Below are 22,447 nucleotides of genomic sequence, written 5' to 3' on the forward strand. Positions count from 1 at the left end.
GATGACGGAGACTGGCTTCGACCCGGACCTGCGCTGGCGGCTGCACCCGCAGGTGGCGGTGCGGCCCGAACCTTTCGGCGCGCTGCTGTACCACTTCGGTACGCGCAAGCTCTCTTTCTTGAAGAACCGGACGATCGTCGAGGTGATCAACTCGCTGGGTGATCACCCCGACGTTCGATCCGCCTGCCGCGCCGCGGGAGTCGACGATGCGGCTCAGGCGCCCTACGTACACGCGCTAGGCGTGCTGGCACAGTCCCAGATGCTGGTGCGCGAGGAGGCCCCATGACCACAGTTGAATCGGCGCCCGCGCCGGCTATGCAACCCGTGCCCCGTCTCGTCGATCAGTTCGAGCATGGTCTCGATGCGCCGATCTGCCTGACGTGGGAGTTGACCTACGCCTGCAACCTGTCCTGCGTGCACTGCCTTTCCTCCTCGGGCAAACGGGACCCGCGCGAGCTGTCCACCGAGCAGTGCAAAGACATCATCGACGAGCTGGAACGCATGCAGGTGTTCTACGTGAACATCGGCGGCGGCGAACCCACTGTGCGGTCGGACTTCTGGGAACTCGTCGACTACGCGACCGCCCACCACGTGGGCGTGAAATTCTCCACGAACGGCGTCCGGATCACCCCCGAGGTCGCCGCCAAACTGGCCGCCAGCGACTACGTCGACGTGCAGATCTCGCTGGACGGCGCCACCGCGGAGGTCAACGACGCGGTGCGCGGTCCCGGCTCCTTCGCGATGGCGATGCGCGCCCTGGAGAACCTGCGGGACGCCGGCTTCTCCGACGCCAAGATCTCCGTGGTGGTGACCCGCCACAACGTCGACCAGCTCGATGACTTCAAGGCGCTGGCCGACACCTACGGCGCGACGCTGCGCATCACCCGACTGCGGCCGTCGGGCCGTGGTGCCGACGTGTGGGACGAACTACACCCCACGTCCGCCCAGCAGGTGCAGCTGTACGACTGGCTGGTGGCCAACGGTGAGCGGGTGCTCACCGGTGACTCGTTCTTCCATCTCTCCGGGCTGGGTGAGCCCGGCGCGCTGGCCGGGCTGAACCTGTGCGGCGCGGGCCGGGTGGTCTGCCTGATCGATCCGGTGGGCGACGTCTATGCCTGTCCGTTCGCCATCCACGACACGTTCCTGGCCGGGAATGTGCTGGCGGACAACGGCTTTGGGGCTGGCTTTCAGAGCGTCTGGCAGAACTCCCCGCTGTTCCGCGAGCTGCGGGAGCCGCAGTCGGCCGGCGCGTGCGGGAGCTGCGGGCACTACGACAGTTGCCGCGGTGGCTGCATGGCGGCCAAGTTCTTCACCGGATTGCCGCTGGACGGCCCGGACCCCGAATGTGTGCAGGGTTACGGTGAACCGGCGCTGGCCCGCGAGCGGGACAAGCCCAAGTCCAGCGTCGACCACTCCCGCACCGGGAACCGCAAGAAGCCGTCGGGTCCCGTCCCGCTCACCCTGCTGAGCGCTCCGCCCAAGAAATTCTGCAACGAGAGTCCTGTGTAACCCATGGCACGTGACAAATGGTTCGAAACCGTCGCCATCGCCCAGCAGCGGGCGAAGAAGCGGCTGCCCAGGTCCGCGTACCTGTCGCTGGTGTCCGCCAGCGAGAAGGGCGTGACGGTCTCCGACAACGTCGAGTCGTTCGCACAGCTGGGCTTCGCGCCCCATGTCATCGGCGCCACCGAGAAGCGGGATATGGCGACAACGGTGATGGGCCAGGATGTTTCGATGCCGGTCATCATCTCTCCGACCGGTGTGCAGGCCATCGATCCCGATGGTGAGGTGGCGGTGGCGCGGGCCGCAGCCGCGCGGGGAACGGCGATGGGGCTGTCGTCGTTCGCCAGCAAGCCGATGGAGGAAGTGACCGCGGTCAACGACAAGGTCTTCTTCCAGATCTACTGGCTGGGCAGCCGCGACGAGATCCTGGCGCGGATGGAGCGCGCCAGGGCAGCCGGAGCCGTCGGCCTGATCCTGACCACCGACTGGAGCTTCTCCCACGGCCGGGACTGGGGCAGCCCGAAGATCCCCGAGCAGATGGACCTCGCCACCATGGTGCGGATGTTCCCCGAGGTGGTGACCAAGCCGAGCTGGCTGTGGAGCTTCGGCAAGGGCCTGCGGCCACCGGCCCTGCGGGTGCCCAATCAGGCCACCCGCGGTGAGGCCGGCCCCACCTTCTTCGAGGCCTACGGGCAGTGGATGGGCACCCCACCGCCCACCTGGGAGGACGTCGCCTGGCTGCGTGAGCAGTGGGGCGGGCAGTTCCTGCTCAAGGGAACGGTACGTGTCGACGACGCCAAACGCGCTGTCGATGCTGGCGTTTCAGCGATCACCGTGTCCAACCACGGTGGCAACAACCTGGACGGCACCCCGGCGGCGATTCGGTGCCTGCCCGCCATCGCCGACGCGGTGGGCGACCAGATCGAGGTTTTGCTGGACGGTGGGATCCGGCGCGGTAGCGACGTGGTCAAGGCCGTCGCGATGGGCGCCAGGGCGGTGATGATCGGCCGGGCGTATCTGTGGGGTCTGGCCGCCAACGGCCAGGCCGGCGTGGAGAACGTGCTCGACATCATGCGGGGCGGTATCGACTCGGCATTGATGGGGCTTGGCAAATCTTCCATCCACGAATTGACGCGCGAGGACATTCTGATACCGGACGACTTCACCCGCACTCTCGGGGTCTGAACGCCTGGTACGGGCGTGGCGCAGGGGGCTGGCGTGAACCCCGCGCGGATGGCGGGGACGGAACTCCGGAAATCAATTGCCACGCATGCGCCAACAATTGGCGCACACCAGGTGAATTCGGCCTACCATCGTCGCGTGGCATTCCCCAGCACGCTCGGGAACTCAACGTCGAGGCAGCTGCACCACACGTCGCCCGCGCTGGTCGTCCCGGTAGGTTCCACCGAGCAGCATGGACCCCATCTGCCGCTGGACACCGATACCCGCATCGCGACCGCGGTCGCAGAGGCCCTAGCTGTGCGTCTCGGCGCCAGGAATGAATGCAGCTGGCTGGTTGCCCCGGCCATCGGTTACGGCGCCAGCGGCGAGCACGAAGGTTTTCCCGGCACCGTCTCGATTGGCACACCGGTACTGGCGGAACTGCTGGTGGAGTTCGCCCGATCTGCCTGCCGGTGGGCTTCGCGCATCGCTTTTGTCAACGGCCACGGCGGCAACGTCGAGGCATTGCGCCGCGCGGCCGGACTGTTACGGTTCGAGGGGCGCGACGTGGGGTGGTGTTCCTGCAGTGCCAGCAACGCCGACGCCCACGCCGGCCACACCGAAACATCTGTATTGCTACATATTTCGCCGGGGGTTGTCAGGGAGGATGAGCGGGTGCCGGGAAACCGGGCTCCGTTGTCCGAGCTGATGCCCGAAATGCTGCGTGGGGGAGTCGCTGCCGTCAGTTCGCTGGGGGTGCTGGGGGACCCGACCACGGCGACTGCGGAGGAGGGCGGGAAGATCTTTGCCGAGATGGTTGACGGGTGTCAGGGAAGGGTCATCCGGTGGTTGCCCGACCATGAGGGGACGCTGACATGAGCGGGCCCCGACTGCCCAACGGGTTCGCCGTCCAGGTCGACCGAAGGGTGCGGGTGCTCGGTGAGGGTGCCGCGCTGCTCGGCGGTTCGCCCACCCGTCTGCTCCGGTTGGCGCCGTCCGCGCAGACGATGCTCAACGGGGGCAGGCTCGAGGTACACGATGCCGTCAGCGCGCAGCTGGCCCGCACGCTCTTGGACGCCACCGTCGCCCACCCGCGACCTCTCACCGGACCATCACACCGGGACGTGACTGTCGTGATCCCGGTGCGGGACAACATATCCGGACTCTCTCGACTGCTCCTGGCTTTGCGAGGTCTGCGGGTCATCATCGTCGACGACGGGTCGGCGACGCCGGTGCTCCAATCCGACTTCCACGCCGTGCACTGTGACGTGCGGATCCTGCGGCACTCCCGCAGCAAGGGGCCTGCCGCCGCGCGCAACCTCGGGATGAGGTCCTGCGATACCGACTTCGTTGCCTTTCTCGACTCCGACGTGGTGCCCCGCCGCGGGTGGCTGGAGGCACTATTGGGGCATTTCTGCGATCCGGCCGTGGCCCTGGTCGCACCGCGAATCGTCGCGTTGCGGCCATCCGACAGCGTGGTGGCCCGCTACGAGGCGGTGCGCTCGTCGCTCGACCTGGGGCTGCGGGAGGCGCCGGTGGTCCCGTTCGGCACGGTGTCCTACGTCCCCAGCGCCGCGATCATCTGCCGCCGTCGCAGCCTGCTCGAGGTCGGTGGTTTCGACGAGTCGCTCGAATCCGGCGAGGACGTCGACCTGTGCTGGCGGCTGAACGAGGCGGGCGCCCGGCTGCGATACGAACCCATCGCGATGGTTGCCCACGATCACCGAACCGAGCTGCGAAAGTGGCTGGTTCGCAAGTCGTTTTATGGTGGATCGGCGGCGCCCCTGGCGATTCGCCACCCCGGCAAGACGGCTCCACTGGTGATCTCGGGGTGGACGCTGGTGGTGTGGCTGCTCGCCGCGATCGGTTCCAGCCTCGGCTACCTGGGCTCGGCAGCTGTCGCGGCCATCACCGGTCACCGGATCGCCAAGTCGTTGTCCAGCGTGCAGACCGAGCCGATCGAGGTCGCCGTGGTCGCCGCCCACGGGTTGTGGTCGGCCGCCCTGCAGTTGGCGTCCGCGATCTGCAGACACTACTGGCCACTGGCGCTGATCGCGGCGGTGCTCTCGCGCCGGTGCCGGCAGGTGGTGGTGGTGGCCGCGGTGCTCGACGGCGTTTTCGACTGGATGACCCGTAACGGCAACGCCGACGACGACGAGACCAAACGGGTCGGGCTGCTGACCTACATCCTGCTCAAGCGCCTCGACGACATCGCCTACGGTCTGGGGCTGTGGGGCGGTGTCGTGCGAGAGCGGCACGCAGGCGCACTCAAGCCGCAGATCCGGACCTGAAGCGCTGCGCGTTGCGTAGCGACGTCTTGATCCTCGGCGCGGGCAGCGCGGGATCGGTCCTGGCCGAACGCCTTTCCCGGGACGAACGCTGCCGCGTGACCGTCGTCGAAGCCGGTCCCGGGCCCTCGGACACGAGAGTGCGAAGCCAGATCAGCGACGCTCTTCGCCTTCCGCTCGGAGCGGCCAGCTCGGTGGTGCGACGCTATTCGACAACGCTGACCGACAACCCCGTGCGGCACGCGCAGATCATGCGCGGCGCGGTCGTGGGCGGTTCGGGAGCGATCAACGGCGGGTACTTCTGCCGGGCGCTGCCCCCCGACATCGCCGGGTGGGCGCTCGACGGATGGTCATGGGACGACGTGCTGCCACACTTCATCGCCATCGAGAACGACCTCGACTTCGCCGGCCCGCTGCATGGCTCGAACGGACCGATCACGGTCCGTCGTGTCACTGAATTCGACGGGTGCACAGCAGCTTTCGTCGATTCAGCGCAAATGGCCGGTTTCGGCTGGATCGACGATCTGAATGGCTCGGCACCGGACTCGGCGCTGCCGGCCGGGGTGGGTGCGCTGCCGCTGAACATCGACCGCGGCACCCGGGTGGGTCCCGGGGGTGCCTTCCTGCAGCCGGCCTCGTCCCGTCCGAACCTGACGCTGCTGGCCGACACCCGGGTCCGACGGATCCGGATGGACGGAGGGCGGGCCGTCGGCGCCGACTGTGTCGGACCCGACGGCGCCCTGGTCCTGACCGCCGACCGGGTCGTGCTGTCCGCCGGGGCGATCGCGACCGCACAGTTGCTGATGATCTCGGGAGTGGGGCCCGCGCGGGTGCTGCAGGCCGTCGGGGTGCCTGTCGAGGTGGATCTGCCGGTGGGCGTCGACACCGTCGACCATCCGGAGTGGGTGCTTCCGGTGAGCTGGTCGCCGACACACGACGTGCCGCCGCTGGAGGCCGTGCTGACGACACCCGACGGGCTGGAGATCAGACCGTACACCGCCGGTTTCGCCGCCATGACGGACGGTCGGCGCGACGACCCGACCGATCGCCCGCACCTCGGGGTGGCGCTGATGCGTCCCCGGTCGCGGGGCCGGATCACGCTGGCGTCCGCCGACCCCGACGTCGCACCGGTGATCGAGCATCGCTACGACAGTCAGGCTGCCGACGTCGAGCTGTTGCGCACCGGATTCGACCTGGTACGCGAAATCGCCGGTGACACAACCCGGTCCGAGGCGGCCTGGGCGACATCGCAGCACCTGTGCGGCAGCGCCAGGATGGGCAGGGACGGCGACCCCGCCGCGGTGGTCGACGCCCGGTGTCGGGTGTTCGGTGTCGACGGCCTGTGGGTGGTCGACGGATCGATACTGCCCGCGATCACCAGTCGAGGGCCGCACGCGACGATCGTGATGGTGGGCCATCGCGCGGCGGAGTTCATCGTGGCGAGGTGAGCTTGCGGATCGGACGTGACTGCCTACCGTCGCGACCGGGCGACCACACCGCGACGAATGCGGCCGCGACGACCATCACCGCCGAGAGCACCGTCACCGCCTGGTCCATCGCGTGCAGGAACGCGGACTCGGCGATGCCCGCCAGGTCCGCGCCCATCGGGCCCATCTGGTCGGCGACCGACAGTGCGTAGGCCAGCGACTCGGATGCAGCCTGGCGGGTCTGCTCGGGAAAAGCGCCCACGTTCGGCGCCAGGCTGTGCTGGTAGCCCGCGGCGAGGACCGAGCCCGCCACGGCGATGCCGAGTGCCGCGCCGATCTCACGGGTGGCGTCGTTGACCGCGGAGGCCACCCCCTGCTTCTCGTCCGGAACCGCCCCCATGATCGCCGAAGTCGTTGGCGCCGTGCACAGCCCGATACCCGAGGCCATGATCAGCAGTGGCCACGCCAGAGCCAGGTACGACGAGTCCGTTCCCAGGGTGCGCATGCAGAACAGCCCGACCGCCAACATCAGCAGTCCGCCGGTCACCACCGCACGCAGTCCGAACCTGGGCAGATAGAGATGCACCGTGGCACTGAGAATCAGCACGGGAAACACCAGCGGTGTCAACGCGAATGCGGTCGTCAGTGGGCTGTAGCCCAACACCAGCTGCATGTATTGCATTGATACGAAGAAGAATCCGAAGTTCGCGAAGAACAGGAACGTGATGCCGACGGCGCCGGTGGCGAAGTCGGGTTGTCTGAAGAGCCTGACATCGAGGAGTGGATGTGTGCGGCAAAGTTGCACACGGGTGAAGACGACGGCGATCGCCAGTCCGGCCACCATGCAGGCCAGGACGACGGGGTCGGTCCACCCGCGGTGGGGAGCCTCGATGACCCCGAGGACGAACACCGCGATCGCCGCGCCGATGAGTCCGCCGCCGAGCCAATCGACCGGCGCGGCGGTTTCGTCACGCGAGGACCCGACGGTGCAGGTGAGCCCGAATAGGATGACCGCGGCTGCGCCGAAGGCCCAGAAGATCGACTGCCATGGGAAGTAGTGCAGCAGTGCCCCGGTGCCCAGGAATCCGACGATCGCCGCGGAACCGGCCACACCCGCCCAGATCCCCACGGCCTTGTTGCGTTCGGACTTCGGAAACGCGGCGGTGAGCAGCGACAGTGTCGCGGGCATGATGAACGCCGCACCGACACCTGCCACCGCGCGTGCGGCGATGATCTGCGTGGGACTGTCCCACAAGACCGGGGCCAGAGAGGCCACGCCGAAGATGGCCAGTCCGGCGAGCAGCGCGCCGCGCCGGCCGTAGCGGTCGCCAAGGGCCCCCGCGAGCAGGAGTAGGCATGCCAGCGCGAGCGTGTAACCGTCGATCACCCACGTCAGTTGCGTCTGGGACGCCGACGTCTCCACCGCGAGGTCGGGCAGTGCGGCGTTGAGCGCGACCATCGACGAGATGACCAGGATGACGTCGGCGCAGGCGACCGCCAGCAGCCAGGTTCTGCTGCGCGGGGAGAGGCTGGTGGTTTCGCCATCGATATCCTGGCTGGACTCGTCGAGGGTGTCGACCACGTCGCCTCCTTGGGCAGGGATATTTTTGAGACTAACAGTCTCGTTCCGAGATCGACGGTCTCGTACCCGTTCGGGAGGTGAGGGAAACGATGCCCGCGGCAAGTGGGGATCCGCGGCCGGCCCGCTCACGGGCTCGGCTGCTCGACGCCGCGACGGCGCTGCTCCGTGAGGGCGGACCCGGCGCCGTCACCGTCGACGCCGTGACGCGCAGCGCCAACGTGGCCCGGGCCACCCTCTACCGTCATTTCCCCAGCGCGAACGACCTTGTGGCAGCGGCCTTCATGAGGCTCATCCCGCCGCCGCCGATGCCTCCCGAGCACGGCAACCTGCGGGACCGGCTGCTCGCGATCGTGGTCGAATGGGCCGAATCGATCGCCGAGGCGCCGACCACGTTGACTGCGATGGCGTGGCTCTCGCTAGGACCCGACATGGCGGCGGTGCCCACCGCCGGGCAGGCGGGCAGTCAGGAGGTGATGTCGCTACGGGAGCGGATCGCCGAGCAGTACTCCGCACCATTCGTCGCACTCTTCGACGGACCGCAGGCCGCTGCCGAACTCGGCCCCGTCGACCGGACGATGGCGTTCGCTCTGCTGATCGGTCCGCTTGCGTTCGGCCGGATCAGCACGCTGGTCGACTTCGACTACCGAGCGGTGGCGACCGCGGCAGTGGACGGCTTCCTGGCGACCTTCGCCAAGGATCGCTAGGTCACCGCAGCGAGTAGCGGATCGGCAGATGTTTGAGACCGCCGACGAACGTGGTGGCGGACAGTTCGGGCTCGCCCGCCAGCTCGATGGAGTCCAACCGGGGCAGCAACTCGGTGAACAGGCTGTTCATCTCCATTCGCGCCAGCGCCGCACCGAGGCAGAAGTGCACTCCGTACCCGAAGGCCAGGTGCTTGTTCGGATCCCGGCCGACGTCGAAGCGGAACGGGTCGGTGAAGACCTCCTCGTCGCGGTTGGCCGACACGTAGGCCAGGTACACCGAATCGCCCTCGGCGATCGGCACGCCACGGACCTCGGTGGGGGCGGTCGCGGTCCGCATGAACTCCTTGACCGGTGTGGTCCAGCGGATCATCTCCTCGACGGCAGTGCCCATCAGGCTCATGTCGCCGCGCAGTCGTGCCAGCTGATCCGGGTTGTCGATGAGCGCGCGCAACCCGCCGGAGATGGCGTCCTTGGTGGTGTCGTGGCCCGCGCTGGCGACGATCACGTAGTACGACACGGTGTCCATGTCCGAAAGCGGCTCGCCGTTGATCGTGCCGTTGGCGATCGCCGAGGCCAGGTCGTCGGTGGGGTGTTCGCGGCGCGAGGCGGTCAGCGCCGAGAAGTAGGCGAAGAAGTCCATCAGCACGGCCAGCAGGTCTTCGGTGGTGCCCTCGCCGCGCTTGTGCTCGGTGTCGTCGCCGCCGAACATCTCCTGGGTCAGCTTGAGCATCCGGGGAAAGTCGTCCTCGGGCAAGCCGAGCAGCGAAAGGATCACGTAGAGCGGGTAATTGACGGCGATATCGGTGACGAAGTCGCACTCGGGGCCGATGTCGCGCATCCTGTCGACATACCTTTTGGCCAGCTCGTCCACGCGGACCTTCAGGTCGCGCATCGCCTTGGGCCGGAACCAGTCCGCGCCGATCTTGCGGACGTCTCGATGGTGCGGGTCGTCCATGTGGATCAGCGTGCGCAAGCCGATGCCCGCATCTTGCTGCTGCTTCATCACGTCGTCGCCCTCGGCCGGCATCAGCAGCGGGCGTGGGCCGCTGACGAACAGGTTGTTGTCGCGCTCGATGGCCATGATGTCGGCGTGCCTGGTGATCGCCCAGAACGGGCGGTACGGCGGATTGTCCACCCACGCGACCGGCTGGTTCGCCCGCAGATGGGTCAGCGCTGCGTGCAGTCGGGCGTCATCGGCGTAGGCCGTCGGATCGGCCAGGACATTGGCGGCACTGTCCTGGTGCACGTCCATTGCCGAAGTGCTCATGCGGTCTCCTCGTGGGGCTGCGGAACGACTTGACGGGTGTCAAGTCGGCAGTCTATGTGACGGACGCCACGCAGGGGAAGGGGTGCGGGCCGTCATCACCGTAAGCTCGGACCTCGTGGCGCCCACCTCGGTTCTCGGCCGCGTCGTGTGCGTCCTGGTGGCCGCGGCACTGGCAGCCGGGTGCGCCCGGGAGCGGGACGAACCGGCGCCCACGTCCGCCGATCCGGCTCTGGTGCAGACCGCGTCGGGGACCGTGCGTGGCGTCGTCGGAGCGGACCATCGCCTCTTCGCCGGCATTCCCTACGCCGCACCGCCCGTCGGAGAGCTCCGCTGGCAGCTGCCGCAGCCGGCGCAGAAGTGGGACGGGGTACGGGACGCCACCGCGTTCGGCCCGCGCTGCCTGCAGGACCTCGGCGGCGGCGTCGAGCTCGGGCGCCAGACCGATGAGGACTGCCTCAACCTGCATGTGTGGACCCCGGCGGCCGACCAGAACCCGGAACCGCCGCGGCCGGTGATGGTGTGGATCCACGGGGGTGCCTTCGTCAACGGCAGCGGTTCCCTCTACGACGCGCAGCGCCTCGTCGCGCGCGGTGACATCGTCGTCGTCACCATCAACTACCGGCTGGGCACGCTGGGCTTTCTGGCCCACCCTGCGCTCGGTCCCGCCGGCGCGGTCGGCAACTACGGACTCGCCGACCAACAGGCCGCCCTGCGATGGGTGCGGGACAACATCGCTCAGTTCGGTGGTGACCCGGGCAAGGTCACCGTGGCGGGGGAGTCCGCCGGCGGCATGTCGGTGTGCGACCACCTGGTGGCTCCGGGTTCGGCGGGGCTGTTCGGCGCCGCCATCATCCAGAGCGGCCCGTGTCAGGCCCAGCTCGCGCTGCCGGAGGCCGAGCGCATCAGCATCGACTATGCGCGCGACGTCGGCTGTGCCGACCCGGCGGTGGCGGCCGGATGCCTGCGGGCGCTGCCCGCCGACAAGTTGCGGGAACCGGTGCGGTACTTCCGTATCGGAGAAGACGCGCTGAGCGGCCCGGTCACCGGGAGCGCGCTGCTGCCGACGGATCCGATGACGGCATTCGCCGACGGCGAGGCAGCGCGGGTGCCCGTCGCGATCGGCACGAATCGTGACGAGTTCACGCTGTTCATGGCGCTGGAGTACCTGCGGGGCGAAGAACTGCTGCCCGATGAGTATCCGGACGTCCTCACCGCCACGTTCGGCCCCAACGCCGCCGCGGTGGCGCAGCGCTACCCGCTGGAGCGCTACGGCGGCAGCGCCCCGCTGGCCTACTCGGCGGCCGTCACCGACGGTGAGTTCGCCTGCGTGGACGAGCGCATCGGCGAAGACCTGGCCCGGCACGGCCCGGTGTACGCCTATGAGTTCAACGACCCGCAGGCCCCCACGCCCGAGCCCTTCCGGACCCTGCCGTTCCCGGTCGGCGCCAGTCATTCGCTGGAACTGCGCTACCTGTTCGACGTCGACGGCGTGGCTGCGCTCGATCCCGCCCAGCAGGCATTGGCGGACCAGATGATCGACTACTGGAGCGCGTTCGTCAGGACCGGTGCGCCCGACCGCGCCGGCTCGCCCGAGTGGCCGGCGCTCGGGGGAGGCCCCGCCCCGGGTCCGCGGTTGTCGCTGGCGCCCGAAGACGTCAGGGTGTTCGACGACTTCGGCCAGATCCACCAGTGCCCGTTCTGGGCCGGTCTCGAGTAGGTTGGTTCTGCACGTCGCGGCCTTCTGCGGAGATTTGGAGCAGGCCAGGTTCGTCAGGCATACTGTTCGGGTTGCCTTGAGCCGGGTTCGCCTGGCCGGGCATGCGACCAGCGCCCTCGCGGGCGCATCCGGTCCCAACCTCGATCGTGACGGGTTTTCCGACGCGAACGAGTGTGCGTGCGGGCGACACACCCGACCGCGGGGGTCGGTGGACCACAGACAGGTAAACAGCGGCGGCACAGCCAGGCCCGACAGGGCCTATTGAACGGCGAGGGCCCGGATTAGTAGTGAGGTAGGAGAAAGCGTGGCGGGACAAAAGATCCGCATCAGGCTGAAGGCCTACGACCATGAGGCGATCGATGCCTCAGCGCGCAAGATCGTCGAGACGGTCACCCGGACGGGAGCCAGCGTGGTCGGCCCGGTGCCGCTGCCGACCGAGAAGAACGTGTACTGCGTCATCCGGTCCCCGCACAAGTACAAGGACTCGCGGGAGCACTTCGAGATGCGCACCCACAAGCGGTTGATCGACATCCTCGATCCCACGCCGAAGACGGTCGACGCCCTCATGCGCATCGATCTCCCGGCCAGCGTCGACGTCAATATCCAATAGGCATCCCAGGAGATATCCAGAACATGGCACGCAAAGGCATTCTGGGCACCAAGCTGGGCATGACGCAGGTGTTCGACGAGAACAACAAGGTCGTCCCAGTCACGGTCGTCAAGGCCGGCCCCAACGTGGTGACCCGCATCCGCACCCCCGAGCGCGACGGCTACAGCGCCGTGCAGCTCGCCTACGGCGAGATCAGCCCGCGCAAGGTGAACAAGCCGGTCACCGGTCAGTACGCCGCCGCGGGAGTGAACCCGCGCCGTCATCTCGCCGAGTTCCGGCTCGACGACGAGGCAGCGGCCGGCGAGTACGAGGTCGGCCAGGAGCTCACCGCGGAGATCTTCGCGGACGGCGCCTACGTCGACGTGACGGGCACCTCCAAAGGCAAGGGCTTCGCGGGCACGATGAAGCGTCACGGCTTCAAGGGGCAGGGCGCCAGCCACGGCGCCCAGGCAGTGCACCGTCGGCCCGGCTCGATCGGTGGCTGCGCCACCCCCGGCCGGGTGTTCAAGGGCACCCGGATGTCGGGCCGGATGGGTAGCGACCGTGTCACCACCCAGAACCTCAAGGTGCACAAGGTCGACGCCGAGAAGGGCGTGCTGCTGATCAAGGGCGCCATCCCCGGGCGCAACGGTGGACTGGTGGTTGTCCGCACCGCAATCAAGCGAGGCGAGAAGTAACGATGACTCTCAAAATCACAGTGAAGACGCCGGACGGCAAGACGGACGGCAGCGTCGAGCTGCCCGCCGCCCTGTTCGACGTCGAACCCAACATCGCTCTGATGCACCAGGTGGTCACCGCCCAGCTGGCCGCCAAGCGTCAGGGCACGCACTCGACCAAGACGCGCGGCGAGGTCCGCGGCGGCGGCAAGAAGCCGTACCGCCAGAAAGGCACCGGCCGCGCCCGTCAGGGTTCGACCAGGGCGCCGCAGTTCGCCGGTGGTGGTGTCGTGCACGGCCCGCAGCCGCGTGACTACAGCCAGCGCACCCCGAAGAAGATGATCGCCGCCGCCCTGCGCGGGGCGCTCTCCGATCGGGCGCGCAACGACCGGATCCACGCGATCACCGAGCTGGTGGCCGGCCAGGTGCCGTCGACCAAGAGCGCCAAGGGGTTCCTGGAGACGGTGACCGCGAACAAGAAGGTGCTCGTGGTGATCGGTCGTGCTGACGAGGTGGGCACCAAGAGCGTGCGCAATCTCCCTGGTGTGCATGTGATCTCGCCGGATCAGCTCAACACCTACGACGTGCTCAACGCAGACGATGTGGTGTTCAGCGTGGAGGCTCTCAACGCCTACATCGCCGCGAACACCAATGAGGAGGTTTCGGCCTGATGGCTAACGTCACCGACCCCCGCGACATCATCTTGGCCCCGGTCATCTCCGAGAAGTCGTACGGGTTGATCGAGGACAACGTCTACACGTTCATCGTGGCGCCCGATTCGAACAAGACCCAGATCAAGATCGCCATCGAGAAGATCTTCAAGGTCAAGGTCGATTCGGTGAACACCGCGAATCGCCAGGGCAAGCGCAAGCGCACCCGCGCCGGTTACGGCCAGCGCAAGGCCACCAAGCGCGCGATCGTCACCCTGGCCGCGGGCAGCAAGCCGATCGACCTGTTCGGAGCGCCGGCCTGACCGGCCAGAGGCAAGAGATTAGAGAGACTTAAAAAGCCATGGCTATTCGCAAGTACAAGCCGACGACCCCGGGTCGGCGCGGCTCCAGCGTCTCAGACTTCGCCGAGATCACCCGCGATCACCCGGAGAAGTCGCTGGTTCGCCCGTTGCACGGCAAGGGCGGGCGCAACGCGCACGGCCGGATCACCACTCGTCACAAGGGTGGTGGCCACAAGCGTGCCTACCGGGTGATCGATTTCCGCCGCCACGACAAGGACGGCGTCAACGCCAAGGTCGCGCACATCGAGTACGACCCGAACCGCACCGCGAACATCGCGCTGCTGCATTTCCTCGACGGTGAGAAGCGCTACATCATCGCGCCGGCGGGCCTCAAGCAGGGCGCGGTCATCGAGTCGGGCGCCAACGCCGACATCAAGCCCGGAAACAATCTGCCGCTGCGCAACATCCCGGCGGGCACCGTGATCCACGCCGTGGAGTTGCGGCCCGGTGGTGGCGCCAAGCTCGCCCGTTCGGCCGGCGTCAGCATCCAGCTGCTCGGCAAGGAAGGCAGCTACGCCTCGCTGCGTATGCCGTCCGGCGAGATTCGTCGCGTCGACGTGCGCTGCCGCGCCACCGTGGGCGAGGTCGGCAACGCCGAGCAGGCCAACATCAACTGGGGCAAGGCCGGCCGGATGCGGTGGAAGGGCAAGCGCCCGACCGTCCGTGGTGTGGTGATGAACCCGGTCGACCACCCGCACGGCGGTGGTGAGGGCAAGACCTCCGGCGGCCGTCACCCGGTGAGCCCGTGGGGCAAGCCCGAGGGCCGTACCCGCAAGCCCAAGAAGCAGAGCGACAAGCTCATCGTCCGCCGCCGGCGCACCGGCAAGAAGCGCTAGGAGAAGTAGCGATGCCACGCAGCCTGAAGAAGGGCCCGTTCGTCGACGACCATCTCCTGAAGAAGGTCGACGTCCAGAACGAGAAGAACACCAAGCAGGTCATCAAGACCTGGTCCCGCCGCTCCACCATCATCCCGGACTTCATCGGGCACACCTTCGCCGTCCACGACGGTCGCAAGCATGTCCCGGTGTTCGTCACCGAGTCGATGGTCGGACACAAGCTGGGCGAGTTCGCACCCACCCGCACCTTCAAGGGTCACATCAAGGATGACCGGAAGAGCAAGAGGCGATGACCACCCCGATGAGCACTCCGACAAAGACTCCGCTCGAGTATCCGTCAGCACAGGCGAAGGCTCGGTTCGTCCGCGTCTCGGCCAGCAAGGCGCGGCGCGTCATCGATCTGGTCCGCGGCAAGAGCGTCGAGGAAGCCCTCGACATCCTGCGGTGGGCGCCGCAGTCGGCCAGTGACCCGGTCGCCAAGGTGATCGCCAGCGCCGCGGCCAACGCGCAGAACAACGACGGCCTGGATCCGGCCACCCTGGTGGTCGCGACCATCCATGCCGACGAGGGTCCGACCGCCAAGCGCATCCGGCCGCGCGCACAGGGTCGTGCGTTCCGGATCCGCAAGCGCACCAGCCACATCACGGTGATCGTCGAGAGCCGTCCTCCCCGCAAGGGTGGCGACAAGGCTTCGGCGTCCAGTCGGTCGCGGCGTGCGCAGGGCAGCAAGGCGGCGGCGACTTCGAAGCAGGCAGCCACTACGACATCGACTGAGGCTTCTAGCGAAGCGAAGGGAGGCTCGCAGTAGTGGGCCAGAAGATCAACCCGCACGGCTTCCGGCTCGGTATCACCACCGACTGGAAGTCCCGCTGGTACGCCGACAAGCAGTACGCCGACTACATCAAGGAAGATGTGGCCATCCGCAAGCTGCTGTCCACCGGCCTGGAGCGCGCCGGGATCGCCGATGTGGAGATCGAGCGCACCCGTGACCGTGTCCGGGTGGACATCCACACCGCGCGTCCGGGCATCGTGATCGGCCGCCGCGGCACCGAGGCCGACCGCATCCGCGGCGACCTGGAGAAGCTGACCAAAAAGCAGGTCCAGCTCAACATCCTCGAGGTGAAGAACCCCGAGTCGGTGGCGCAGTTGGTGGCCCAGGGGGTCGCCGAGCAGCTCAGCAACCGCGTGGCGTTCCGCCGCGCGATGCGCAAGGCGATCCAGTCCGCGATGCGTCAGCCGAACGTCAAGGGCATCCGCGTGCAGTGCTCGGGCCGCCTCGGCGGCGCCGAGATGAGCCGCTCGGAGTTCTACCGTGAAGGTCGGGTGCCGCTGCATACGCTGCGCGCGGACATCGACTACGGCCTGTACGAGGCCAAGACGACCTTCGGCCGGATCGGCGTGAAGGTGTGGATCTACAAGGGCGACATCGTCGGTGGCAAGCGTGAGCAGATCGCGTCCGCGCCCGCCGGCGCAGACCGTCCGCGCCGCGAGCGTCCCACGGGCACCCGCCCGCGTCGCAGTGGCGCCTCGGGCACCACCGCGACGAGCACCGACGCCGGGCGCGCCGCGACCTCGGAAGAGGCTCCGGCGCCGGCCGCCACCGAGGCTGCCCCCGCCGAGGCGCCCGCAGCAGCCGAGAGCACTACACAGGATTCAGGGAGCTAGGCAATGCTCATTCCCCGCAAGGTCAAGCATCGTAAGCAGCACCACCCGCGGCAGCGCGGTATCGCCAGCGGCGGGACCTCGGTGAGCTTCGGCGACTACGGCATCCAGGCCCTCGGCCATGCCTACATCACCAACCGGCAGATCGAATCCGCGCGTATCGCCATCAACCGGCACATCAAGCGTGGCGGCAAGGTGTGGATCAACATCTTCCCGGACCGCCCGCTGACCAAGAAGCCCGCCGAGACCCGTATGGGTTCCGGTAAGGGCTCGCCGGAGTGGTGGGTCGCCAACGTCAAGCCAGGCCGGATCCTGTTCGAGCTGAGCTACCCGGACGAGAAGATCGCCAGGGAAGCGCTGACCCGCGCGATCCACAAGCTGCCGATCAAGGCACGCATCGTCACCAGAGAGGAGCAGTTCTGATGGCAGTCGGAACCACGACCGGCGAACTGCGCGAGCTCACCGACAACGAACTGACCGACAAGCTGCGCGAGTCCAAGGAAGAGCTGTTCAACCTGCGCTTCCAGATGGCGACCGGGCAGCTCACCAACAACCGCAGGCTCCGTGTCGTGCGGCAGGAGATCGCACGCGTCTACACCGTGCTGCGCGAACGTGAATTGGGTCTGGCCGCCGGACCCGGAAGTGGGGATTCGTAAATGGCCGAAGCAACAGAGAAGGGCCCGGCCACGACGCCGCGGACCGAGAAGCCACGCAACCGCCGCAAGACGGCGATCGGCTACGTGGTCAGCGACAAGATGCAGAAGACCATCGTGGTCGAGCTGGAATCTCGTAAGAGCCACCCGCTCTACGGCAAGATCATCCGGACCACCACGAAGGTCAAGGCCCACGACGAGAACGGCGACGCCGGTGTCGGCGACCGCGTTTCGTTGATGGAGACCCGGCCGCTGTCTGCCACCAAGCGCTGGCGTCTCGTGGAGATCCTCGAGAAGGCCAAGTAACCCGAAGCCTCGACACGCAGCCCCCGCTCGCCCCTCAGGGCGAGTCGGGGCTTTCGTGTTGTTGCGTTATTTGAGTTTGCGGAGAAGGCGATGCCGTTAGTCTGACCTGCGATGAAACGTTTCGCTGCGGTCTGCACAAGATTGCTCGTGGTCCTCTCGATGATGTCTTTGCTGATGTCACCCGCGGCAAGAAGTCAGCCGCCCGACACCGGTGGCCTCGTCGTCGCGCCCGTCATTCCGCTGGGGCAGCTCGGCGCACTGTCCGATCTGGCCTTTTACGGAATCCAGGGCACCGAGACCCTGAACATCCCGGTGCCCCCCGGTCTGGAACCCGTCGCGCTCGACGCATTCACGCAACTGCCGGTCAATGTGCGGAGCGCGACGATCACCGTGATGCAGCAGGATCGCACCCTCGCCCGGATCGACATCCCGCCGGGGGACCGCGCGCCGATCGTCATCCCGCTCGCCGGCGCCGAGATCGTGGGCAACTCGGTGAGCGTGACACTGCGCACCTACCTGCTGCCGGTCGAAGGCTACTGCCTGGATCCGACCAACCCGCTGAGGTTGTCCGACGGCAGCATCAGGTTCACCGGCGTCGAACAGACTCCCGCCGCGGTCGCCGACTTCCTGCCGCCCGTGCTGCGTCAGCTCACGATCTTCGTCGCCGACGACCCGACCCGGGCGGAGTCGGATGCGACGGTCCGACTGGCGACGGCCATCGCGGCGCACTACGGAACCCAGAACCCCGAAATCGTGATCGCGCCGCTGGCGCAAGGGCAATCAGGTCCCACTGCGCCCTCCGCGCCGCTGCAGCGACACATCGTCGTCCGGGAGAGCGCCGACGTCGGGGTGTCTCTGATGAGCGCCGACGGGGTGCCCGCGCTGCTCATCGCCGGTCCCCCCGCAGACCTGGCCAACCAGAGCCGGTTGATCACCAGCGACCTCAACCGCCTCGCGCTGGCGTCGAAAGCCGTTGCCGGGCCGCTGAGTTCGACACCACAGCTGCCCGCGGACCAGACCACGCTGCGCCGGCTGGGGCAGCCGGGGGTGAACGCCACCGCACTCTCGCCGCAGGTCGGTATCGGTCTCGACCAGACCCGGCTGGGGCGGGCGGCGCACGATGTGCGCGTGCACCTTCGCGGGTCCTACACGCCGCTGCCCGCGGCCATCGGCGGACAACTGGTGGCCTCGATCGCCGGTGAGGTCATCGACCGCTGGCCCGCCGATGCCTCGGGAACAGTCGACCGCTGGGTGGACGTGCCCGATCGTCTCCTGCAGCGCTACACCTCGCTGGGACTTCGACTCGACATCGCGGGAGATACCGGGCGCTGCGGCGAGTTCCAGCCACTGACACTGACGATCGACGGTGACAGCCCGGTGCTGAGCAGTCCCGCCGAGCCGCCGGTTCCCGGTGGCTTCCAGTCGATACCGCAGTCGCTGATGCCGCGCGCCGCGGTGGGCGTCGACGGCGGATTCGACGACACCCGACGCGCAGTCGCGATCATGACCGGGTTGCAGCGGCTCAGCGCGCTGCCGATCGACACCGAGGTGATGCCGGTGGGGGACGCTGTCGGCGCCGAGGGCCCCGCCGTGATCGTCAGTGCCGGTGGGTGGACCGATGACCGGATCGCCTTGCCGATCGCCGCCGGTGGGAACGGTGAGCTGACCGTGGAACGCGCCGATTCACCGGGGGAGACGACGACGCTGACGCTCGACCCGGCGTTGGGATTCGGCTCCTTGCAGGTCGTGCACGACGGCAGGCGAAGTGTGCTCGTGGCGACGTCGAACGACGCACCGGAGCAACTCGACGCGCTGCTGGACTGGCTCGGATCGAATGTCGAGCGGTGGGCCGATCTGGACGGCACCGCGTTGATCGCGGCGGCGGGCCGGCAGCCGGTCGTCTTCGACCCCGACGCCGAGGTGACCGCCGAACAGCAGGCAGTGACGTCTGCGGACCGGCCGTGGTGGTTCTGGGCGTCCGTCGCCGCGGTGGCGGTGCTGGTGCTGCTGGCGTTGGTTGCGTTACTGGTGCGCGCCAAGCGACCCCGCCATCGACAATGACCGCCTCCCCGGCCGCGCCGACTGTCCTGCAGCGCTACTACGAGGTGCATCCCACCTACCGGCTGATCATCCGGTGGACGCTCATCGTCGCTCTGACCCTCTTCGCCTTCCATCGCAGCTTCGGGAGCCTGATCGACGTCGTCCGCAACGGCAGCATCGGGAGCTTTGTGTGGGCGGTGCCCGCTGCGGCAGCCCTGGTGGCGGTGGCGATCGCCCGGCGCAGGCGCACCGAGTTGCCGATCCACGATCGCCAGACCGACATCATCGTCGGGATCATGGGACTCGTCCTGGCCCTGCTGATCCAAAGTGTGTTGCTGCCGCGCTACGAGCTCTACTTTTATCTGCTGCGCCTCGACCTGATCGCGATGTGGCTGTACGTGAGTTGCTCTGCGGCGATGCTTTTCGGCCTTCGCCCGGTGATCCGGTTCGCCTGGGTCTGGGGGATGGTGTTGCTGTTGATCCTCACCCTGCCGTACTACCTCGTGGTCATCGCGCTCGGGGGTAGCAAGACTGCGGCGGGAGCCGCAACGCTGTTGATCGCGGGTCTCGGCGCAGGCATCGCCGGTGGACCGTCCTACCGGCGCGGTGCGCTCAGCTCACTGGCGGCCTGGGTGGTGGGTTTCGCGGTCCTCGCCGTGATCAGCGTGTTCTTCCCCGATTCCCCGGTGCTGGTGTACCAGGAGGTGCCGGCGATCACCGCGATCTGTGTGGTCGGTGTCGGGATGTTCTACCTGTCCCGCCGCGGCAAACCCAAGCGGGTGCTCGAACGTAAGGTGGAACCGCTTGCCGCCAAACAGGTCTGGGCCGCCGTGCCGCTGGTGGTCGCGGTGGCACTGGCACTGTCGCTGTTTCCGCTGCCCACGTCCCGCAACGCGGTGATCTTCGATCGGCCCTCTGCATATCCACTGGTTCCCGGGACGCCGCTGGTCGCACCGCCGGGCTGGACCGACTCGGAGGAAGCGGAGCGCATTCCGGTCAACCGGCTCTTCGGTACCGACGCCGTGCTGGTGCGGCAGCGGATGACGGCCGAATTCGGCAACCCGCAGTGGGACAAATTCGGCAGGCCCAGAACGGTTGTCGTGGACAGCACGGTCAGCGATCGACCGATCGCGTTCGCGACGTATCCCTCGCGGGTGCTCTACGGCCTGACCTCGGCCCGGTTCAGCGAGGTGCGCGAGGTGGACCTCGGGAGGGGAGTGGTGGGCAATCTGCTTTCGGTGGTCGACGACCAATTGCTGGTGACCTGGAACTCGCTGGGATTCGCCTGGGGTGACGGGGATGTCGCCCAGCGGGTGACGATCTTCGCCGTCGACAACCATGAGCCCGACGCACCGTTTCCCCAGCCGACCCAGAATCTGTTGCCCACTCTGCGAACCTTGATCACGCTGCTGTTCCGCGGCAACGACGTGCTCGATCAGGACACCCCGAGGTTCAAGGACGCCGATATGCTCTCGCAGTTCGGCCGTGCTCTGGTCGCCGCACAGGCGAGTCCCGCGTCATGAGCGCGACCGACGGGCGGCCGGTCCTCGATGTCACGGTGCCGGCGGACCGGGAGTACGCGCTGCGGCGCGCCATCAACGGTCTGCGCGACGACGACCCGTTGCGGTCCGCGTCGGTCGCCGTCGTGGGTTGGCAACGGGTGGTGTTGTGGTCGCTGTTGGTCGTTGTCGTCGGCTGTGCCGTCTGGCAGCCGATGGCCACCGCCGTGGTCCTCATCGGGCTGAGCACGCTGGCATATCTGCTGACGATGACCGACCGCGTCCTCATCTTCCGGCAGGGGCTCGCGTCCCGAGCAATCGAGATCTCCGATGAGAGGGCGCGGGCGATACCGGACGACGAACTGCCGCCCTACACGATCCTGGTGCCCGCCTACAACGAACCGGAGGTGGTCGGGGATCTCATCGGCGCGATGGCAAACCTCGAATACCCGCGCGACAAACTTCAGGTGCTGCTGCTGCTGGAAGCCGACGACGACGTGACGATCGCGGCCGCGCAGGGGTGCGCGGAATCCGACGCGATCACCATCGTGTTGGTGCCACCGGGGGAGCCGCGCACCAAACCGAAGGCGTGCAACTACGGCCTGTACTTTGCGACCGGCGAGATCGTGACGATCTTCGACGCCGAGGACATCCCCGAACCGCTGCAGTTGCGCCGGGTGGTCACCGCATTCCGTGATCTCGGCGACGACGTCGCCTGTATCCAGGCGAAACTCGTGTACCACAACGGGCATCAGAACATCCTGACCGGCTGGTTCACCGCGGAGTACGGGCTGTGGTTCGGCTACCTTCTTCCCGGGATGATGGGGTCGACATCGCCGATTCCGTTGGGTGGTACGTCGAACCATCTGCGCCGCGAGGTGCTCGACGAGATCGGCGCGTGGGATCCGTTCAACGTCACCGAGGACGCCGACCTCGGCCTGCGCATCGCCGCGAGGGGCTACCGCACCGCGGTGATCGACTCGCACACCCTCGAAGAGGCCAACAGCGACCCGATCAACTGGATCCGGCAGCGATCACGTTGGTACAAGGGCTATCTGCAGACCTGGCTGGTGCACATCCGACGCCCGGTCGAGCTGTACCACGTCCTCGGCATGCGCAGCTTCGTGCGATTCACGCTGGTGCTGGCCGGCACCCCGGTCATCGCTGTGCTGAACCTGGTGTTCTGGTTGATCACCCTGGTCTGGTTCCTCGGCCAGCCGTCGGTGATCGAAGATGTGTTCCCGGTGTACATCTACTTCCCGGCGCTGATCGCCCTGGTGCTGGGCAACGCGGCGACGCTGTACATGAACCTGATCGCGCTTCGTGAGGACGACCGCTCGGACCTGTTGGTCCCCGGGCTGACGGTGCCGGTGTTCTGGCTGATGATGAGCGTCGCCGCGGCCAAGGGCTGCTATCAGATGATTCGCAATCCATCCTACTGGGAGAAGACATTCCACGGTCTGTCCGCGAAACCGTCCGAAGTGGAAGGCGGGCCGTGACGCCTCGCGGCCTGTCCCGGCGACA

General features: G+C 67.6%; 24 protein-coding genes. 22 read left to right on the plus strand and 2 right to left on the minus strand.

What is annotated here, in order from left to right; translation table 11 throughout:
* Window position 1 precedes the first annotated feature (1 nt).
* The 6 genes from mftB (at window position 2) to mftG (ending at window position 6,400) form a co-directional block, all read left to right on the plus strand.
* Window positions 2-286, plus strand: a complete 285-nt coding sequence (mftB, locus tag G6N53_RS10225) for a mycofactocin biosynthesis chaperone MftB (RefSeq protein ID WP_163888366.1) — start codon at window positions 2-4, stop codon at window positions 284-286.
* Window positions 283-1,509 carry a mycofactocin radical SAM maturase gene (mftC, locus tag G6N53_RS10230; RefSeq protein WP_205390350.1) on the plus strand — a complete coding sequence of 409 codons (1,227 nt, stop codon included), beginning with the start codon at window positions 283-285 and terminating at the stop codon, window positions 1,507-1,509. The genes mftB and mftC overlap by 4 nt, the downstream gene beginning before the upstream one ends.
* 3 nt (window positions 1,510-1,512) lie before the next feature.
* Window positions 1,513-2,688, plus strand: a complete 1,176-nt coding sequence (gene mftD, locus G6N53_RS10235; protein WP_163888367.1) for a pre-mycofactocin synthase MftD — start codon at window positions 1,513-1,515, stop codon at window positions 2,686-2,688.
* Between the two features lie 111 nt (window positions 2,689-2,799).
* Complete coding sequence (gene mftE / locus G6N53_RS10240) at window positions 2,800-3,543, plus strand: mycofactocin biosynthesis peptidyl-dipeptidase MftE (protein ID WP_163895718.1); 744 nt, start codon at window positions 2,800-2,802, stop codon at window positions 3,541-3,543.
* The gene (mftF, locus tag G6N53_RS10245) at window positions 3,540-4,955 is read left to right on the plus strand and encodes a mycofactocin biosynthesis glycosyltransferase MftF (RefSeq protein ID WP_163888368.1); all 1,416 of its coding nucleotides are present in this window, start codon (window positions 3,540-3,542) and stop codon (window positions 4,953-4,955) included. Before mftE ends, mftF begins: the two co-directional genes overlap by 4 nt.
* Window positions 4,956-4,966: 11 nt before the next feature.
* Entirely contained in the window at window positions 4,967-6,400 is a 1,434-nt protein-coding gene (gene mftG / locus G6N53_RS10250) for a mycofactocin dehydrogenase MftG (protein WP_163888369.1), read from the plus strand.
* Here mftG and G6N53_RS10255 read toward each other — a convergent pair.
* Entirely contained in the window at window positions 6,384-7,961 is a 1,578-nt protein-coding gene (locus G6N53_RS10255) for an MFS transporter (RefSeq protein WP_163888370.1), read from the minus strand. The two genes, mftG and G6N53_RS10255, sit on opposite strands and share 17 nt — an antisense overlap.
* An 89-nt stretch (window positions 7,962-8,050) precedes the next feature.
* Here G6N53_RS10255 and G6N53_RS10260 point away from each other — a divergent pair, with 89 nt between their 5' ends.
* Complete coding sequence (locus G6N53_RS10260) at window positions 8,051-8,665, plus strand: TetR/AcrR family transcriptional regulator (RefSeq protein ID WP_163888371.1); 615 nt, start codon at window positions 8,051-8,053, stop codon at window positions 8,663-8,665.
* A gap of 1 nt (window position 8,666) precedes the next feature.
* Here G6N53_RS10260 and G6N53_RS10265 read toward each other — a convergent pair whose 3' ends face one another.
* Window positions 8,667-9,932, minus strand: coding sequence for a cytochrome P450 (locus G6N53_RS10265; protein ID WP_163888372.1), 1,266 nt, complete (start codon window positions 9,930-9,932; stop codon window positions 8,667-8,669).
* A gap of 115 nt (window positions 9,933-10,047) precedes the next feature.
* On the opposite strand from G6N53_RS10265, the gene G6N53_RS10270 reads away from it, so the two are divergent.
* The 15 genes from G6N53_RS10270 (at window position 10,048) to G6N53_RS10340 (ending at window position 22,422) form a co-directional block, all read left to right on the plus strand.
* Complete coding sequence (locus G6N53_RS10270) at window positions 10,048-11,649, plus strand: carboxylesterase/lipase family protein (protein ID WP_237166478.1); 1,602 nt, start codon at window positions 10,048-10,050, stop codon at window positions 11,647-11,649.
* Between the two features lie 304 nt (window positions 11,650-11,953).
* A complete protein-coding gene (gene rpsJ, locus G6N53_RS10275) occupies window positions 11,954-12,259 on the plus strand; it encodes a 30S ribosomal protein S10 (protein ID WP_003883485.1) in 306 nt (101 codons plus the stop codon).
* Window positions 12,260-12,282: 23 nt separating this feature from the next.
* Window positions 12,283-12,936, plus strand: coding sequence for a 50S ribosomal protein L3 (gene rplC, locus G6N53_RS10280; protein ID WP_163888374.1), 654 nt, complete (start codon window positions 12,283-12,285; stop codon window positions 12,934-12,936).
* A gap of 2 nt (window positions 12,937-12,938) precedes the next feature.
* On the plus strand, window positions 12,939-13,586 hold the full coding sequence (gene rplD, locus G6N53_RS10285; protein ID WP_163888375.1) for a 50S ribosomal protein L4: 648 nt from the start codon (window positions 12,939-12,941) through the stop codon (window positions 13,584-13,586).
* Complete coding sequence (rplW, locus tag G6N53_RS10290; RefSeq protein WP_163888376.1) at window positions 13,586-13,888, plus strand: 50S ribosomal protein L23; 303 nt, start codon at window positions 13,586-13,588, stop codon at window positions 13,886-13,888. Before rplD ends, rplW begins: the two co-directional genes overlap by 1 nt.
* A gap of 38 nt (window positions 13,889-13,926) precedes the next feature.
* Window positions 13,927-14,763 carry a 50S ribosomal protein L2 gene (gene rplB / locus G6N53_RS10295; protein ID WP_163888377.1) on the plus strand — a complete coding sequence of 279 codons (837 nt, stop codon included), beginning with the start codon at window positions 13,927-13,929 and terminating at the stop codon, window positions 14,761-14,763.
* An 11-nt stretch (window positions 14,764-14,774) separates the two neighbouring features.
* Window positions 14,775-15,056 (plus strand): 30S ribosomal protein S19, encoded by a 282-nt coding sequence (rpsS, locus tag G6N53_RS10300; protein ID WP_011739061.1) that lies wholly within the window; start codon window positions 14,775-14,777, stop codon window positions 15,054-15,056.
* Window positions 15,057-15,064: 8 nt separating this feature from the next.
* Window positions 15,065-15,571, plus strand: a complete 507-nt coding sequence (rplV, locus tag G6N53_RS10305; RefSeq protein ID WP_163888378.1) for a 50S ribosomal protein L22 — start codon at window positions 15,065-15,067, stop codon at window positions 15,569-15,571.
* Window positions 15,571-16,428, plus strand: coding sequence for a 30S ribosomal protein S3 (gene rpsC / locus G6N53_RS10310; RefSeq protein ID WP_163888379.1), 858 nt, complete (start codon window positions 15,571-15,573; stop codon window positions 16,426-16,428). Before rplV ends, rpsC begins: the two co-directional genes overlap by 1 nt.
* A gap of 3 nt (window positions 16,429-16,431) precedes the next feature.
* Window positions 16,432-16,848, plus strand: coding sequence for a 50S ribosomal protein L16 (gene rplP / locus G6N53_RS10315; protein WP_159230570.1), 417 nt, complete (start codon window positions 16,432-16,434; stop codon window positions 16,846-16,848).
* A complete protein-coding gene (rpmC, locus tag G6N53_RS10320) occupies window positions 16,848-17,081 on the plus strand; it encodes a 50S ribosomal protein L29 (protein ID WP_159230571.1) in 234 nt (77 codons plus the stop codon). Before rplP ends, rpmC begins: the two co-directional genes overlap by 1 nt.
* Complete coding sequence (rpsQ, locus tag G6N53_RS10325; RefSeq protein ID WP_163888380.1) at window positions 17,082-17,384, plus strand: 30S ribosomal protein S17; 303 nt, start codon at window positions 17,082-17,084, stop codon at window positions 17,382-17,384.
* A 111-nt stretch (window positions 17,385-17,495) separates the two neighbouring features.
* Entirely contained in the window at window positions 17,496-19,445 is a 1,950-nt protein-coding gene (locus G6N53_RS10330; protein WP_163888381.1) for a cellulose biosynthesis cyclic di-GMP-binding regulatory protein BcsB, read from the plus strand.
* Window positions 19,442-20,947 carry a hypothetical protein gene (locus G6N53_RS10335; RefSeq protein WP_163888382.1) on the plus strand — a complete coding sequence of 502 codons (1,506 nt, stop codon included), beginning with the start codon at window positions 19,442-19,444 and terminating at the stop codon, window positions 20,945-20,947. The genes G6N53_RS10330 and G6N53_RS10335 overlap by 4 nt, the downstream gene beginning before the upstream one ends.
* Entirely contained in the window at window positions 20,944-22,422 is a 1,479-nt protein-coding gene (locus G6N53_RS10340) for a glycosyltransferase (protein ID WP_163888383.1), read from the plus strand. The genes G6N53_RS10335 and G6N53_RS10340 overlap by 4 nt, the downstream gene beginning before the upstream one ends.
* Window positions 22,423-22,447: the final 25 nt, after the last annotated feature.

The organism is Mycolicibacterium hippocampi, from assembly GCF_010723735.1.
Classification (GTDB): Bacteria; Actinomycetota; Actinomycetes; order Mycobacteriales; family Mycobacteriaceae; genus Mycobacterium; species Mycobacterium hippocampi.